The sequence below is a fragment of the Bacillus sp. JJ1474 genome (assembly GCF_036965225.1).
GTDB lineage: Bacteria > Bacillota > Bacilli > Bacillales > Cytobacillaceae > Cytobacillus.
In genome coordinates, this window is the sequence record NZ_JBALPC010000229.1 from 1 (window position 1) to 15,184 (window position 15,184).

Annotated in this window: 12 protein-coding genes; 11 read left to right on the forward strand and 1 reads right to left on the reverse strand. The window is 37.7% G+C overall.

What is annotated here, in order from left to right:
- The first annotated feature begins 300 nt into the window (after positions 1-300).
- From lpdA to sucD, 6 genes are all read left to right on the forward strand, one after another.
- Positions 301-1,707: a dihydrolipoyl dehydrogenase gene (gene lpdA, locus V7164_RS22835; RefSeq protein ID WP_335355312.1), complete on the forward strand. Its 1,407-nt coding sequence runs from the start codon at positions 301-303 to the stop codon at positions 1,705-1,707.
- Positions 1,708-1,875: 168 nt separating this feature from the next.
- Positions 1,876-3,333, forward strand: coding sequence for a DASS family sodium-coupled anion symporter (locus tag V7164_RS22840; protein WP_335355313.1), 1,458 nt, complete (start codon positions 1,876-1,878; stop codon positions 3,331-3,333).
- A gap of 74 nt (positions 3,334-3,407) precedes the next feature.
- On the forward strand, positions 3,408-6,239 hold the full coding sequence (locus V7164_RS22845) for a 2-oxoglutarate dehydrogenase E1 component (protein WP_335355314.1): 2,832 nt from the start codon (positions 3,408-3,410) through the stop codon (positions 6,237-6,239).
- Between the two features lie 34 nt (positions 6,240-6,273).
- Positions 6,274-7,503 carry a 2-oxoglutarate dehydrogenase complex dihydrolipoyllysine-residue succinyltransferase gene (gene odhB, locus V7164_RS22850; protein ID WP_335355315.1) on the forward strand — a complete coding sequence of 410 codons (1,230 nt, stop codon included), beginning with the start codon at positions 6,274-6,276 and terminating at the stop codon, positions 7,501-7,503.
- A 185-nt stretch (positions 7,504-7,688) separates the two neighbouring features.
- Positions 7,689-8,849 carry an ADP-forming succinate--CoA ligase subunit beta gene (gene sucC / locus V7164_RS22855; RefSeq protein WP_335355316.1) on the forward strand — a complete coding sequence of 387 codons (1,161 nt, stop codon included), beginning with the start codon at positions 7,689-7,691 and terminating at the stop codon, positions 8,847-8,849.
- Positions 8,850-8,894: 45 nt separating this feature from the next.
- The gene (sucD, locus tag V7164_RS22860; RefSeq protein WP_335344679.1) at positions 8,895-9,797 is read left to right on the forward strand and encodes a succinate--CoA ligase subunit alpha; all 903 of its coding nucleotides are present in this window, start codon (positions 8,895-8,897) and stop codon (positions 9,795-9,797) included.
- Between the two features lie 433 nt (positions 9,798-10,230).
- Here the strand turns inward: sucD and V7164_RS22865 are convergent, their stop codons facing one another.
- Positions 10,231-11,001 carry a S1C family serine protease gene (locus tag V7164_RS22865; RefSeq protein WP_335355317.1) on the reverse strand — a complete coding sequence of 257 codons (771 nt, stop codon included), beginning with the start codon at positions 10,999-11,001 and terminating at the stop codon, positions 10,231-10,233.
- A gap of 171 nt (positions 11,002-11,172) precedes the next feature.
- Here V7164_RS22865 and V7164_RS22870 point away from each other — a divergent pair, with 171 nt between their 5' ends.
- From V7164_RS22870 to V7164_RS22890, 5 genes are all read left to right on the forward strand, one after another.
- Entirely contained in the window at positions 11,173-12,030 is an 858-nt protein-coding gene (locus V7164_RS22870; protein WP_335355318.1) for an MBL fold metallo-hydrolase, read from the forward strand.
- Positions 12,031-12,317: 287 nt separating this feature from the next.
- Positions 12,318-13,610, forward strand: coding sequence for a DUF2157 domain-containing protein (locus V7164_RS22875; protein WP_335355319.1), 1,293 nt, complete (start codon positions 12,318-12,320; stop codon positions 13,608-13,610).
- Complete coding sequence (locus V7164_RS22880) at positions 13,588-14,172, forward strand: GDYXXLXY domain-containing protein (RefSeq protein ID WP_335355320.1); 585 nt, start codon at positions 13,588-13,590, stop codon at positions 14,170-14,172. The genes V7164_RS22875 and V7164_RS22880 overlap by 23 nt, the downstream gene beginning before the upstream one ends.
- Positions 14,159-14,383, forward strand: a complete 225-nt coding sequence (locus V7164_RS22885) for a hypothetical protein (RefSeq protein WP_335355321.1) — start codon at positions 14,159-14,161, stop codon at positions 14,381-14,383. Before V7164_RS22880 ends, V7164_RS22885 begins: the two co-directional genes overlap by 14 nt.
- 156 nt (positions 14,384-14,539) lie before the next feature.
- The gene (locus V7164_RS22890) at positions 14,540-14,944 is read left to right on the forward strand and encodes a (deoxy)nucleoside triphosphate pyrophosphohydrolase (protein ID WP_335355322.1); all 405 of its coding nucleotides are present in this window, start codon (positions 14,540-14,542) and stop codon (positions 14,942-14,944) included.
- The last annotated feature ends 240 nt before the right edge of the window (positions 14,945-15,184 follow it).

Genomic DNA, 15,184 nt, shown 5'->3' on the forward strand with positions numbered 1-15,184 from the left:
GACTTAATTAAGAATATATTTAAATTAACGAAATTTATGTAATTAAAATAAGTGAAATACTGAGCAAACTATTGGGAATACTGTTAGTTTCAATAATTACAAATTTACTTACTTTACTTTCGTAATATAGTAAAAAAACAGTTTAATGATTACATTAAGAGGGAAAGAATATTCTATTCATTATTTACATGAGTGAAATCTTACTTTTGACATTAATAGTATTGGAAGGCTTTTCATTGAAGTTTTTCATAATGAAGATATCGCTCATAATGATCATTCGAACAACTAGGAGGGGGAAAAATGAAGGGAAATGATCTTCATTCAACTGACACAATTGTAATTGGAGCAGGACCAGGGGGATATGTGGCAGCGATTCGTGCTGCACAGCTCGGACAAAAAGTAACAATTGTAGAAAAAGAAAACCTAGGCGGTGTTTGTTTAAATGTAGGCTGTATTCCATCTAAAGCATTGATAACGGCTGGCCATCATTTTCATCAAGCACAGAATTTAGATGTATTTGGTCTTTCTGTACCTAACGTAGAAGTAGATTTCTCAAAAGTTCAGGCATTCAAAGAAAGCGTTGTCAACAAGCTTACAGGTGGAGTTGGAGCTCTTCTAAAAGGGAATAAAGTGGAAATTGAGAAGGGGACAGCTACATTTGTGGACGCTAATACTGTAAAGATTAATAGTGTAGAAGGCGAAAAAAACATTCGCTTTAAAAATGCGATTATTGCAACAGGATCTCGTCCTGTTGAACTTCCAACTATGAAATTTTCTAATAGAATTATTGACTCGACAGGTGCACTAAACTTACAAGAAATTCCTAAAAGCTTAGTTGTTGTTGGCGGCGGTGTGATTGGTGTAGAACTGGTCGGTGCTTACGCTAATTTTGGTGTAAAGGTGACAATATTAGAAGGGCAAAGTGAGATCCTTAATGGCATCGATAAAAAAGCAACCTCTCTTGTCAAACGGAATCTTAAGAAAAAAGGTGTTGACATCTTTACGAAGGCAATCGTAGAAGGTGCCAAGGAAACAGAAAATGGTGTCGAGGTTACTTGTGAAATTAATGGTGAAAAAAGAGTATTTGAAGCGGATTATTTGCTTGTGAGTGTCGGTAGAAAACCTAATACAGATAAGATCGGTTTAGAAGCGGCCGGTGTAGAAATAGGTGAAAAGGGTTTGATCAAAACTGACAACCAATGCCGAACTTCAGTCCCTCACATTTATGCGATAGGGGACATCGTGTCAGGTCCACAGCTTGCTCATAAAGCTTCCTATGAAGGGAAAATAGCTGCTGAAGCGATCGCTGGAGAGAAAGCTATTGTAGATTATACATGCATTCCTGCTGTCGTATTTTCAGAGCCAGAAATTGCGGTTGTTGGTCATTCTGAAGAAAGTGCTAAAAAGGCTGGAATTGATACGAATGTTTCCAAGTTTCCATTCGCTGCTAACGGGAGAGCCATCGCTCTCAATCAAACAGAAGGATTTGTCCAGCTTATTACTAGAGCAGATAATGACATGGTTATTGGGGGACAAATTATCGGTCCGAATGCTTCGGATATGATTGCAGAGATTGCCTTAGCAATAGAAGCTGGTTTAACAGCAGAGGACCTTGCTTTAACCATCCATGCCCATCCAACGCTTGGAGAAATTGTCATGGAAACAGCAGAAGTGGCATTAGGAAATCCTATCCATATCGTAAAATAATATAAGAAAAGCTGTCATTGGCAGCTTTTCCTTTGAAATGCCTGTTTGAAAGTTATTCATACATTCGACTTATGTAACTAATGTAAGCGTTTCGAAACTTTATAAAACGTTTTCATGATAGAGTTGTATATTACAATAATATTGTAGAAAAATAAGGGGGGATTTCAATTGGACAAGAAAAAATTGGTATCCATTATTCTAGCATTTGCTGCTTTCTTCATTATTATTTTGCTTCCAAATCCTGAAAGTCTGCCAGTCGCTGGTCAAAGAGCTCTCGCTATATTGGCTTTGGCGGTCATTCTCTGGGTGACAGAAGCTGTATCGTTTCCTGTAAGCGCCGCCATGATTGTTGGTCTTATTACGCTTTCTATTGGTTTAGCTCCGAAAATCGATGATCCTTCAACACTATATACGAGTCAAGGAGCTTTGAAACTGGCCTTAGGCGGATTTAGCTCATCAGCAGTTGGGCTTGTCGGAGGAGCATTATTCATTGCAGCAGCAATGGAAATAACAGGCTTGCATAAGCGGACAGCGCTATTCATTATGTCTAAGGTTGGAACGAAAACAACCAGCCTAGTCATTGGAACTATTCTTGTTAGTATCGTTCTTGCTTTATTCGTACCAAGTGCAACAGCACGAGCTGGTACAACCGTCCCAATTCTGATGGGAATTATTGCTGCATTCGGATTGCAGAAAAACAGTAGATTCGCGGCTTTATTGATGATTACGGCTGTTCAGGCCATCTCCATTTGGAATATAGGGATCAAAACGAGTGCAGCACAAAATATGGTTGCCTTAGGATTTATGGAAAAAGCATTTAATATAAATATCACTTGGGGTGAATGGTTCCTTTATGCTGCACCATGGTCCTTGCTAATGTCAATCGTTCTATTCTTTGTAATGATTAAACTCATCAAGCCTGAAGTATCAGAATTTCAAGGTGGTAAAGAAGTCATTGCCAATAAGTTGGCAGAATTAGGGAAGCTGTCTTCTAAGGAATTAAAACTAATTATTATTTCAGTATTATTATTGCTCTTCTGGTCAACGGAGGGGATTCTTCATCCATTCGATTCAACCACAGTTACTCTGATTGCTGTAGCGATCATGCTTTTACCTGGAATAGGCATTTATACATGGAAAGATGTTGAGAAAAAAATCCCATGGGGCACTTTAATCGTTTTCGCCATCGGGATTTCACTTGGAACAGTATTATTAGATACACAAGGTGCAAGTTGGCTATCATCGGTTACATTAGAAGCTTTAGGCTTAACAAGTATGCCGCTTGTATACATTATTATGATTCTATCTTTATTTAACATCTTAATTCATTTAGGATTTGCAAGTGCAACAAGCTTATCATCAGCTTTTATCCCAATTGTTATTGCCCTTGTTGTCGCGATGGAGCCAACATCTTTTAATGGACCAGGTCTAGTATTAATTCAGCAATTCGTGATTAGCTTTGGTTTCTTATTACCGGTAAGTGCGCCACAAAATATGCTTGCATATGGAACAGGCACATTTACATCAAAAGATCTTTTAAAATCCGGTCTTCCAATTACAATCATTGGCTATATCTTAATTATCATTTTCAGCTTAACTTATTGGCAATGGGTTGGATTACTATAAAAGAACAGTATATTTGCCATTTTAGTTAAATAAATTGTAAAACTATTTGCCTACAATTTTAGGAGGGAAAATAGATGCGAGAAACATTTACTGGAAATCCATGGAGTGACTTCCATGGCCCGAATCTTGGCTATTTATTAGAACAGTATGATGTGTATTTAGAAGATATGACTTTAGTAGATGAGAGCTTAAGAGCATTGTTTGCAAAATGGGGAGCTCCTGAAATGCAAGGTGGTAACAATGCCGAGAAGCCTCAGCAAAACGTATCGCCTTCACTTGTGTTAAATAAAATGAAAGCTCTTGTAAATGTATTAAAATTAGCTGAAAACATTCGTACAATGGGCCATTTACAAGCAGATATTTATCCATTAGAGAAGCAAGAAGCAACAGATATGTTTTCTTTGTCTACCTATGGGCTAACAGAAAATGATGTAAGAGAAATTCCGGCAGAAATGATTTGTCCGGAAATGAGCGGCAAAATATCTGATGGTTTAGAAGCCATTCAATATCTAAAACAAGTATATACGGGCTTTGTTGGGGTTGAAATTCAGCATATTGAGCCTGAAGAGAGAAATTGGCTGCAAAGCAAAATAGAAAATGGTTTTCTTAATAATGAATTAACGGAAGATCAAAAATCTGATCTACTAACAAATTTGTATGAAGCAGAGGGCTTTGAGCAATTTATTCAAAAAACATATGTAGGACAAAAGCGTTTTTCTGTTGAAGGCTTGGAAACATTAGTTCCTACTATTAATGAAATCGTTGCTTTAGGTGCAGAGGATGGAATGCAAGATGTAATGATTTCTATGGCACATAGAGGGCGGCTAAATGTACTTGCCCATGTGTTAGAAAAACCATATGAAGCGATTTTCTCACAATTCCAGCATTCGAAATGGGAGCCAAATGATTTCGATCGAAATCGAACATTAAGTACAACTGGTGATGTAAAGTATCATGCTGGTGCTGTAAAGAATAGAAGAATCAATGATAAAGAAATTAATGTAACATTAGCGTATAACCCAAGTCATTTAGAGATTGCGGGAACAGTAGTAGAAGGCTATACAAGAGCAGCTCAAGAGGATCGCTCTGAAAAAGGATATCCGAAACAGGATGTCACAAAAGCGTTAGCTGTTTTAGTACATGGGGATGCTGCTTTTCCAGGACAAGGAGTTGTAGCTGAAACCCTTAACTATTCAAGTACAGCTGCTTATCAAACCGGGGGAACCATTCATATTATTGCGAACAATCGGATTGGTTTTACTACTGAAAGTGAAGATTCACGGTCAACAAGATATTCAAGCGACATGGCGAAAGGTTTTCATATCCCGATTTTCCATGTAAATGCAGATGCTCCTGAGGCGGCTTTATCCGTCATTCGATTGGCATTTGAATATCGTCAAGCTTTTAACAAAGATATATTGATCGATTTAATTGGATACAGACGTCTTGGTCATAACGAAATGGATGAACCAATGGCTACGAATCCAGTTATGTATCAAATCGTTCGTAAACATCCAACGATAACGGCTGTTTATAAGCAACAGCTTTTAAATCAAAAGTCCTTAGCGGAAGAGCAAATAGCTGCCATTGAAACGAATACTTTGGCAAATTTTTCAAAAGCCTATGAAAATATGAATAAAAACCAAGAAGAAGTTATGAATCTTGAGGAGATTTTGTCATTTGAAAATAAACAGGTGACAAAAGTAGATACGACCGTTGATAAGGCGTCCTTAACGAAAATTAATGAGGAGCTTTTAGAGTGGCCGGAAAAATTCAATGTGTTTGGAAAACTGAAAAAAATATTAGAGCGCAGGCTTGATGTTTTTAATAACAAAGGGAAAATTGATTGGGCACATGCAGAAGCATTAGCTTTCGCGTCTATTTTGAAGGATGGAACTCCGATCAGGCTGACAGGTCAAGATTCTGAGCGTGGAACTTTCTCCCATCGGAATATCGTGCTGTCAGATGAAAAAACGGGAGAGAAATATAGCCCAATGCATACATTGAGTACTTCAAATGCATCTTTTGCTATCCATAATAGTGTTTTATCTGAAGCGGCCATTTTAGGCTTTGAATATGGATATAATGTGATTTCGCCAGAAACACTCGTGTTATGGGAAGCGCAATTTGGAGATTTTGCAAATGGAGCACAAATTATTCTTGACCAGTTTATTTCAGCTGGGAAAGCGAAATGGGGACAAACATCAGGGATTGTCATGTTATTGCCACATGGCTATGAAGGTCAAGGGCCTGAACATTCAAGTGCAAGATTAGAACGTTTTCTCCAGCTTGCTGCTGAGAATAACTGGTCTGTAGCGAATCTTTCTTCTTCCGCTCAATATTTTCATATTTTAAGAAGGCAGGCAGCCATGCTGCTTTCAGATGAGGTGAAGCCACTTGTTTTAATGGCGCCGAAAAGCTTATTACGCCATGCCTCAGCCGCAGCTTACCTGGAAGAATTCACGAATGGAGAATTCCAGCCGATTGTTGAGCAGCCAGGTCTAGGCAAAGAACCAGAACAAGTGGAGAGAATCGTATTTACTACTGGCCGCTTAGCGGTTGAGCTATCTGATACTTTAACAGATGTTGAACAATACAACTGGCTTGATATTATTCGAATCGAAGAATTATATCCTTTCCCTGAACAGGAAATTAAGAATCTATTAAAAAAATATAAAAATCTAAAAGAAGTCATCTGGACTCAAGAAGAGCCAAAAAATATGGGCGCATGGACATATATCGCTCCACGCTTACAACAGCTGATGCCAAATGATATTCAAGTTTCCTATAACGGCCGCCCGGAAATGGCGAGTCCTTCTGAAGGAGACCCGCTCATTCATAAAAGAGAACAACAAAGAATTATTAACAATGTCTTAACACCGGCAAAAGAAAAGGTAAGTTTATAGAATTAGACATTTACAAAAGGGGATGTGCAGACAAATGGCAGAGATTAAAATTCCTGAATTAGCAGAATCGATTACAGAGGGTACCATTGCACAATGGTTAAAGCAGCCTGGTGAAACGGTCGCAAAAGGTGATTATATACTTGAGCTTGAAACAGACAAAGTAAATGTAGAGATTATTTCTGAGTACGATGGAGTCCTTCAAGAAAAATTGAAAGAAGAGGGTGAAACTGTCAATGTAGGAGAAACGGTTGCGATTATTGGCGAAGGCAGCCAAAGCAGCGCTCCTTCAACTTCTGAAAGCGGTCAAAATGAACCAAAAGAAGCTGCCGAAGAAAAATCAGAGCCAACGCCTACTGCTTCAAGTGATGTAGTTGCTTCTCCTGCTGCAAGAAAATATGCGAGAGAACACGGCATTGATTTAAATCAAGTGGCGACATCTGATCCATTAGGCAGGGTGCGTAAACAAGATGTATCTAATTTCGAGCCATCAACACAAGCGCCTGCTGCAAAACCAGCTCCAGCAGCTACACCGGCAGTACAACAGCCAACTATTTCTGATAGCAAACCAGTCGAGAGAATAAAAATGACTCGCAGACGACAAACAATTGCTAAACGTCTAGTAGAAGTTCAGCACACAGCGGCTATGTTAACAACATTCAATGAAATTGACATGACCGCGATTATGAATTTAAGAAAGAAAAGAAAAGATGATTTCCTAAAACAAAATGATGTGAAATTAGGATTCATGTCCTTCTTTACGAAAGCAGTTGTAGGTGCGCTTAAAGCTTATCCTTTACTGAATGCAGAAATTCAGGGCGATGAAATCGTTGCGAAAAAATTCTATGATATTGGAGTTGCTGTTTCTACTGAGGGAGGATTAGTCGTTCCTGTTGTAAGAGATGCCGATCGTTTAAACTTTGCCGAAATTGAAAGAGAAATTGGAGATTTAGCAAAGAAAGCTAGAGATTCTAAGCTTACATTAGCCGATATGCAAGGTGGAACATTTACCATTACAAATGGAGGCACATTTGGTTCATTATTATCAACACCTATATTAAATGCACCACAAGTAGGAATTTTAGGCATGCATTCAATCCAAAACCGACCTGTTGCGATAAATAATGAAACAATCGAAATTAGACCAATGATGTATATCGCTCTTTCTTATGATCACCGCATTGTTGATGGAAAAGAAGCAGTCGGCTTTTTAGTAAGAGTGAAACAGCTTCTCGAAGACCCAGAAAAATTACTTTTAGAAGGGTGAAATGGGCATTAGGAGCGCATTCTGATTACCACTCTACGGGTTGTCAAGGTGCAACGGGCATCAGGAGTGATAGCTGATGACCACTCTATGGTTTTTGATAATAGGAAAAAAGGAAGCTATCATTTGATTCATTGAATAGCTTCCTAGCATAAAAACAAGGCTTTCTAAAATAGAGGAGGAAAACAATGAATATCCATGAGTATCAAGGAAAAGAAGTCCTTAGACAATACGGAGTTACGGTTCCGAACGGTAAAGTCGCTTTTACAGTTGAAGAGGCAGTAGAAGCAGCAAAAGAACTAGGTACTGATGTATGTGTGGTGAAAGCACAAATTCACGCTGGAGGCCGAGGAAAGGCTGGCGGTGTTAAGGTTGCTAAAAATTTAGAAGAAGTTCGTATGTATGCGGCTGAGATTTTAGGAAAAACACTTGTGACACACCAAACAGGGCCTGAAGGGAAAGAAGTCAAGCGACTTCTCATTGAAGAAGGCTGTGATATTCAAAAAGAGTATTATATTGGACTAGTTTTGGACCGTGCGACTTCACGCGTTGTTCTTATGGCTTCTGAAGAAGGCGGTACTGAAATTGAAGAAGTAGCTGAAAAGACACCCGAAAAGATCTTTAAGGAAGAAATTGATCCAGTTGTTGGCTTAACTCCATACCAGGCTCGTCGCATTGCCTTTAATATCAATATTCCAACTAAGCTAGTTGGACAGGCTGTTAAATTTATGATGGGCTTATATCAAGCTTATATCGAGAAGGATTGTTCTATTGCAGAAATTAATCCGCTTGTCGTTACTGGCGATGGAAAAGTCATGGCATTAGATGCAAAGTTAAACTTTGACTCAAATGCTCTGTATCGTCAAAAAGATATACTAGAATTACGTGACTTAGAAGAAGAAGATCCGAAAGAAATTGAAGCTTCTAAGTATGACTTAAGCTATATTTCATTAGACGGCAATATCGGCTGTATGGTAAATGGTGCAGGTCTTGCGATGGCCACAATGGATATCGTAAAGCACTATGGCGGCGATCCAGCTAACTTCCTTGATGTTGGGGGCGGTGCGACAGCAGAGAAAGTAACGGAAGCATTCAAAATCATTCTTTCCGATCAAAACGTAAAAGGTATTTTTGTCAATATCTTTGGCGGAATCATGAAATGTGACGTTATCGCAACAGGTGTAGTGGAAGCTGCAAAGCAAGTAGGGTTAAAGGTGCCTTTAGTTGTACGTTTAGAAGGAACAAATGTGGATTTAGGCAAGAAAATCCTTGCTGAGTCTGACGTTGAAATCATTGCAGCTGAATCTATGGCTGATGGCGCACAAAAAATCGTTTCATTAGTAGGGTAATAACTGAAAAGCTTAAGTTACGTGAAACCAGAAAGGGGAATTATCGTGAGTGTATTTATTAACAAAGATACAAAAGTAATCGTCCAAGGGATTACTGGTTCAACAGCACTTTTCCATACAAAACAAATGCTAGAATACGGTACAAAAATTGTCGGAGGAACTTCTCCAGGTAAAGGTGGCTCTGAAGTAGAAGGCTTACCAGTATTTAACACTGTTTCTGAAGCTGTCAAAGCTACAGGCGCAACTGCTTCTGTCATCTATGTACCAGCTCCATTTGCAGCAGACGCGATTCTAGAAGCTGTTGATGCAGAGCTTGACTTAGCCATCTGTATTACTGAACATATTCCTGTGTTGGATATGGTAAAAGTAAAGCGCTACATGGAAGGCAAGAAAACACGTCTTGTTGGTCCTAACTGCCCGGGTGTTATTACGGCAGATGAATGTAAAATTGGGATTATGCCAGGCTACATTCATAAAAAAGGACATGTTGGGGTTGTTTCACGTTCTGGAACACTAACATATGAAGCCGTTCATCAATTAACTCAAGCTGGAATCGGTCAAACGACTGCTGTAGGTATCGGGGGCGACCCTGTTAACGGTACGAACTTCATCGATGTGTTAAAGGCGTTTAATGAAGACCCAGAAACTTATGCAGTTATTATGATTGGGGAAATTGGCGGAACGGCTGAAGAAGAGGCTGCTGAATGGGTAAAAGCGAATATGACGAAGCCTGTAGTTGGTTTCATTGGCGGTCGTACAGCACCTCCAGGAAAACGTATGGGACATGCTGGAGCCATCATTTCAGGCGGTAAAGGTACTGCAGATGAAAAAATCCGTGTCATGAATGAATGCGGAATTGAAGTTGCTGATACACCTTCTGTAATGGGAGAAACATTGATTAAGGTACTGAAGGAAAAAGGTCTTTACGATAAGTGTAAGACACATTAATAAAGGGAAAATCAGAACTAAACAAAGACATTTTAATAATAAGTTCTAAACAAAAGAAAATGAGTTACTTTAGTTCTATTACCTATTAAGTGCGCTGCATGAAAAGCAGCGCACTTTTTTATGTGATAAGTGTTTTTTTACATTTGAGTATTTACATCACAGGATTTACGTGAGAAAGTGAATTGCAAGTTGCTAAGGCTACTTGAAGATCCAGGAGCTGTCTGCGGGTATTCAAGATATGAGGTATGTAGGTATTCAAAAATCTCCAAGAGACAGTATTGGTCGGACATTTCAAGGTAGGTAAGCGCTGAAAAAGTCCAAGCAGCCGTGCTGGATGAACATTTCAAGGTGAGTAGCCTTTCACACTAATCATTAGAAATAGTCTCACTGCTGCTTAATCAGAAATTCTTTTATAAAGCATCGAAGCACAAATTTAATACCCTTCAGGTAACTTCTCCAGCATCTTCTCAATCGGAATGGCAAGTCCTATTTGATCCTTCGTAGATAATGCAAAAACAACTCCAATCACATTTCCTTTTAAATTGATAACAGGACTTCCGCTGTTTCCGTTATATATAGGGGATGAAAGCATAAGAACTCCATTTTTATCTGATCCTTCAAGTATTTCTCCATCTATCGCAATTTGATTGTGTAAAAGCGGATTGCCAATCACATAAATTTGATCGGAAACAGCCCATGTATTAGGCTGACCTAAAGAAAGTGCGGGTAATTGCTCCCCATCGATTTGTAAAAAGGCAAGATCAATGTCGGGGTAGGATTGTAAAATGGTGGCTTGGAAAATGTCTCCGTTCGAGAATGTGACGGTTATTGGATACATGTTATCGACAACATGATGATTTGTAATGATTAACCCATGTTCAGATATATTGAATCCAGTTCCTTTGGAATGCTGGTCGTGCACAGTAACAACGGCTTCTTTATACTTCTGAATCTCTTCCTGTTTCGATAGTTCAGCTGATTTCTGTAAAAAATTTATCGATGATAGATTAAAGACTTGCGGCCAAATTTGAAGCAGACTTACTATTAAAGCAATCGCTACACCAACGGAAATGGTCCTTTTTACAATTATATTTCGCCTTTTCTGTTTTTCTCGTAACCATTCATCTTCTTCATTTGGCAAGAAATCCTCTAACGGCGGTTCTTCGAATTTATCTTTGTTTTCATCTGTATCGTAATGATTCATCAGTAAAATCCTTTCATATGTATTCGGACTTTATTATTAATATAAATCTACTATACAATTGCCAGATCTATTTTGCTAAAAAAACGATTACTTTAAACTTCGTATCCTACTGGGGAAAAAATTGTATAATAAGATTATTTGAAAAAGGCAAAAAGAGTAGGAGGAGTACAAATGCAAACTTTAGAGAAAATCAGTAATCGGTTTTGGTATCAAACACCTGTTTCGGAGACTGATCGGCCAATTTTAGGTGTGGTAATTGGGGATAAACGGTCTTTAATGATAGACGCTGGCAATTCAGAAGCACATGCGAAGTATTTTCTTAGCGAGTTAGAAAAGAATCATATCCCTCAGCCAAGTTTAGTAGTGCTTACACATTGGCATTGGGATCATATTTTTGGATTGTCTGCATTAGACATGATTTCTGTTGGTTCCAAACAAACGAAAGATGAACTAGAAAAGCTCGTTTCGTTCGAATGGACTGATGCTGCCTTGGATGAACGGGTGAAGTCTGGTGTGGAGATTGAATTTTGCGCAAGTGCTATAAAGAAAGAGTTTGGAAGCGAGAGGGATATTAAGATAACCCTTCCGGAAGTAACTTTTGAAAAAAGAATGGACATTGACCTGGGCGAAGTCACTTGTCAAATTGAGCATGTTGGCGGCGATCATGCTCAAGACTCTGTCATCATTTATATAAAAGAAGAAAAAATATTGTTTTTGGGGGATGCAATTTACGCTAACCTTTATGCTAGTAAAAGAAATATGACAGTAATACGGACACTTCAACTTTTGGACAAAATCGACCAATTTGATGCAGAAACCTACATCCTGTCTCATTGGAAACCTGTATCAAAACACGAATATCAGCTAGAGGCCAAATTGTTAAGGAATATGGCCCGTTTAACCGAACAATTCGAAGGGCGATATGATGAAATAAAAATAGCCTATCAATCGATTGTCAATCGAGACTTGAATGAGGATGAGCTTGAGACGTTGAATTATTTTGTAAATGGTTTTGAACTTGGAGAGTAATTTCAAGTATGGAAGGGACGAGGGGGCATGTCCCTCTCCCAAACAAGGATGAAATTGTTTAGAATAAGTAGTTGAAATTTTTAACACTAATTTCCCTCTAAAGAATGTTCCACATGACAAAAGAATGCTTTGATATAAAAGTCGATTTCTAGTGTAATTATATTGAGATTTGTAATGAAAAATTAATATATGTTGGCGAATAAGTGAATGGGATGGTTACTTTTGAATAAATCTAAACAAAGGTTATAGATTTTTAGAACACGAAGAAATAACTGGGGGTAAAGAACTTGAAGAAAGTCATACACAGGTCGTCATACGACTTCCTAAAGAACGAATTCAAGTATTTAGAGTCAACAGGTAACCTTCAAGAAGGCCAAGCAGATAAATTGATTGCACTTTATGAGTATCCCAATGAAGCATTAAAGCCGAGTAAAAAAATCAACATGATTTCCATCCTTTTAACAATTGGAGCATTGCTTATCGGATTAGGTATTTTAAGTTTTATAGCAAGTAACTGGTCTAATATGACAAGCAGTACAAAATATGTCTCATTGCTCGCAATCTTAATTGGTTTCTTTATTACAGCCAGACTATTAGAAAATAAGAGACCGTATATAGCCAAAGCCTTCTATTATATTGGGGTATTTGCTTTTGGTGGAGAGTTATTTTACATAGGACAACTATTTCACTTAGGAGGCAAAGCAGAAAATACTTTCATATGGTGGGGGTTAGGAACTCTTCCGTTAGCGTTCTATTGTAAAGATAAAATATTAAAAGCTATCAGTTTAATATTTATTTATGTATTTATCGAACTGAAGTTCATCCATTACGAAAGTGATTTGTGGTATCTAGCCATCTTTCTTATTCCTCTCTTATTCTTATTTGGGCATTATATCATGAAAAAAAGCAGAAAAATTATGCTAGTGGTTAACATGTTTATTTTATATCAATTTATCCAAACGCATTTCTACTTCCGAACTCTTGCAGAAACAGCATCTTTCCCTTGGATATTCATTGTATTAATACCACCATTGTTCTATGTAGGTCACAAGTTCCTAAACAAGTCTATCATTTTATTTTCTATCAACACTTTAATGGTCATTCAAGCAATCGTAACAGTCTTTGTATTCTATGAAATAGAAAATATTATTTTGCTGCTCATCTTCTTATTTGTACTTGGCCTGGCGTATACGCACATTTGGCATACAAATTATAAATTACCCATGATAGTAATCGGTTCAGCCTTGCACTTTATAACAGCAATTATGCTAACAATCCCTTTCTTGTGGGAAGTAAGTTTCCCTAAATGGGCAACAACTGATACAAAGGCCTTAATCCCTTGTATTGTAATAGGAGTTTTATATAGCATCTATGCGTTATCAATGGCAAGTAAAGGCAATTTATTCGGGGTAGCCATTGTATGTGTGTTTATCCTGCGTTTTTATGTAGACTTATCATTGCAATTCATGAACAAATCAATCGCATTCCTTATTGGCGGGATTCTCTTGATCGCACTAGGTATTTGGTTTGAGCGAACAAGAAAGGGAGGGAAAAAGAATGATCCAACTTTCAAAGAATAAACAATTTCTCCTTGCGCTAATCATTCCTGTCATCATCTTGTTAGGGATGACAGTAAAACCGCTTTTAACAACCTTTTTTGGGGAAACAATTTATCTGCAAACAGTCCTCTTTGACCCAAGAGATTTGTTCTATGGAGATTACGTAGATTTGCAATTTGAAATAGAGAGGTTACCTGTAACATTATTAGATAAGGAGCTTCAATCTAAACTAGAGAGTAACGGTCATTCCTTCAAAGACTATAAAGATACATCTGTTTACATTGTTTTAGAATTAAACCAACAATCAGGGATCCACGAAGCAGTAATCATAACAGAGAAAAAACCATCCTCCAGCCCTTACATTAAAGGAATCATGAGTCCTTACTTATCCTATTCCGATTGGGATGATCAAAACTCCCAGAAAGTTGTATACATCGACATTCCAGTTGAACGATACTTTTTAGAAGAAAACACTGGGAAACAGTTAGAACAAGATGCTAGAGAAGGTCGATTAATTGCGGAAATCAAGGTAAAGAATGGTTATCCGATTCTGCAGGGGATATTAAAGGATGCCCGTAATTAATTGGAACATATCACATACGGCTTCGATTGAAAGGAAAATAGAATATTTAAAAAGTGTAATGGAAGAAAGTGATTCTAGTTGTATAGTTGTTCTAGAGGAAGTTATAGAAGAAATCAAGGATAAAACGGGTTTAATGTTTGCTCATTGTGCTATTAAATATGGTGCGGATTTTCTAATTTCGAATGATTTTAAAAGCGGTTGTTTAATTTGAACGGACAATATCAATTCAGTGTTGTAAACATACAGGAATTTATTGAAGTTTTCAATGAAAAATGATTGAATCTCAGGTCGTCAATATGACGGCTTTTTGTTTTTTAAATCTTCATCTTAAATTAAATGGTAAAATCAATTCTGATGGAGGGATTAAATGAAAAAGGATATATATGTAGTCGGCGCCGTGATTATACTTAATGGAAAAATTTTATGTGCACAAAGAGGAGCAAATAGAATTTTACCGTACAAATGGGAGTTTCCCGGAGGCAAGATAGAAGTCGGTGAAACACCGCAGGAAGCACTAAAACGGGAAATTAAGGAGGAAATTCATTGCCAAATTGAAATTGGCGGGCAAATTGATCATACGGTTTATAAGTATGATTTTGGTATCGTTCATTTATCGACTTTTGCCTGCAAACTGAAAGAAGGGGAGCCGCGACTCACTGAACATAAGGAGATCAGATGGGTAGAGCCAAATGAACTGAGTACACTAGATTGGGCTCCGGCTGATATTCCGTCGGTGAAAAAATTAGTAGAAATGAATTTTCCCACTAACTAACGGGCTGTGTTGACAGAACCAATCATATAACAATGCAATTTTTACAAATAACGCTTGGGTGAAATGAAATCCAAGCGTTTACTTATGGGGTTTTATCAATTGTTTTTTTCTTTGATTGTAAATATATTTGTGTTACGATTCCGGAATAATACACGTAAAAAATCATAGCGAAGTAAAGGATTAATCGGGGAAAATAGAATTCTTCCTTACCCGTAAACTCCATATAATTGAAGGAATTAC

Bases quoted from the DNA above. Each gene is read 5' to 3' on its own strand.
- lpdA (WP_335355312.1), top strand. From the start codon at position 301: ATGAAGGGAAATGATCTTCATTCAACTGACACAATTGTAATTGGAGCA.
- V7164_RS22845 (WP_335355314.1), top strand. From the start codon at position 3,408: ATGCGAGAAACATTTACTGGAAATCCATGGAGTGACTTCCATGGCCCG.
- odhB (WP_335355315.1), top strand. From the start codon at position 6,274: ATGGCAGAGATTAAAATTCCTGAATTAGCAGAATCGATTACAGAGGGT.
- sucC (WP_335355316.1), top strand. From the start codon at position 7,689: ATGAATATCCATGAGTATCAAGGAAAAGAAGTCCTTAGACAATACGGA.
- V7164_RS22865 (WP_335355317.1), bottom strand. From the start codon at position 11,001: ATGAATCATTACGATACAGATGAAAACAAAGATAAATTCGAAGAACCG.
- V7164_RS22870 (WP_335355318.1), top strand. From the start codon at position 11,173: ATGCAAACTTTAGAGAAAATCAGTAATCGGTTTTGGTATCAAACACCT.
- V7164_RS22880 (WP_335355320.1), top strand. From the start codon at position 13,588: ATGATCCAACTTTCAAAGAATAAACAATTTCTCCTTGCGCTAATCATT.
- V7164_RS22885 (WP_335355321.1), top strand. From the start codon at position 14,159: ATGCCCGTAATTAATTGGAACATATCACATACGGCTTCGATTGAAAGG.
- V7164_RS22890 (WP_335355322.1), top strand. From the start codon at position 14,540: ATGAAAAAGGATATATATGTAGTCGGCGCCGTGATTATACTTAATGGA.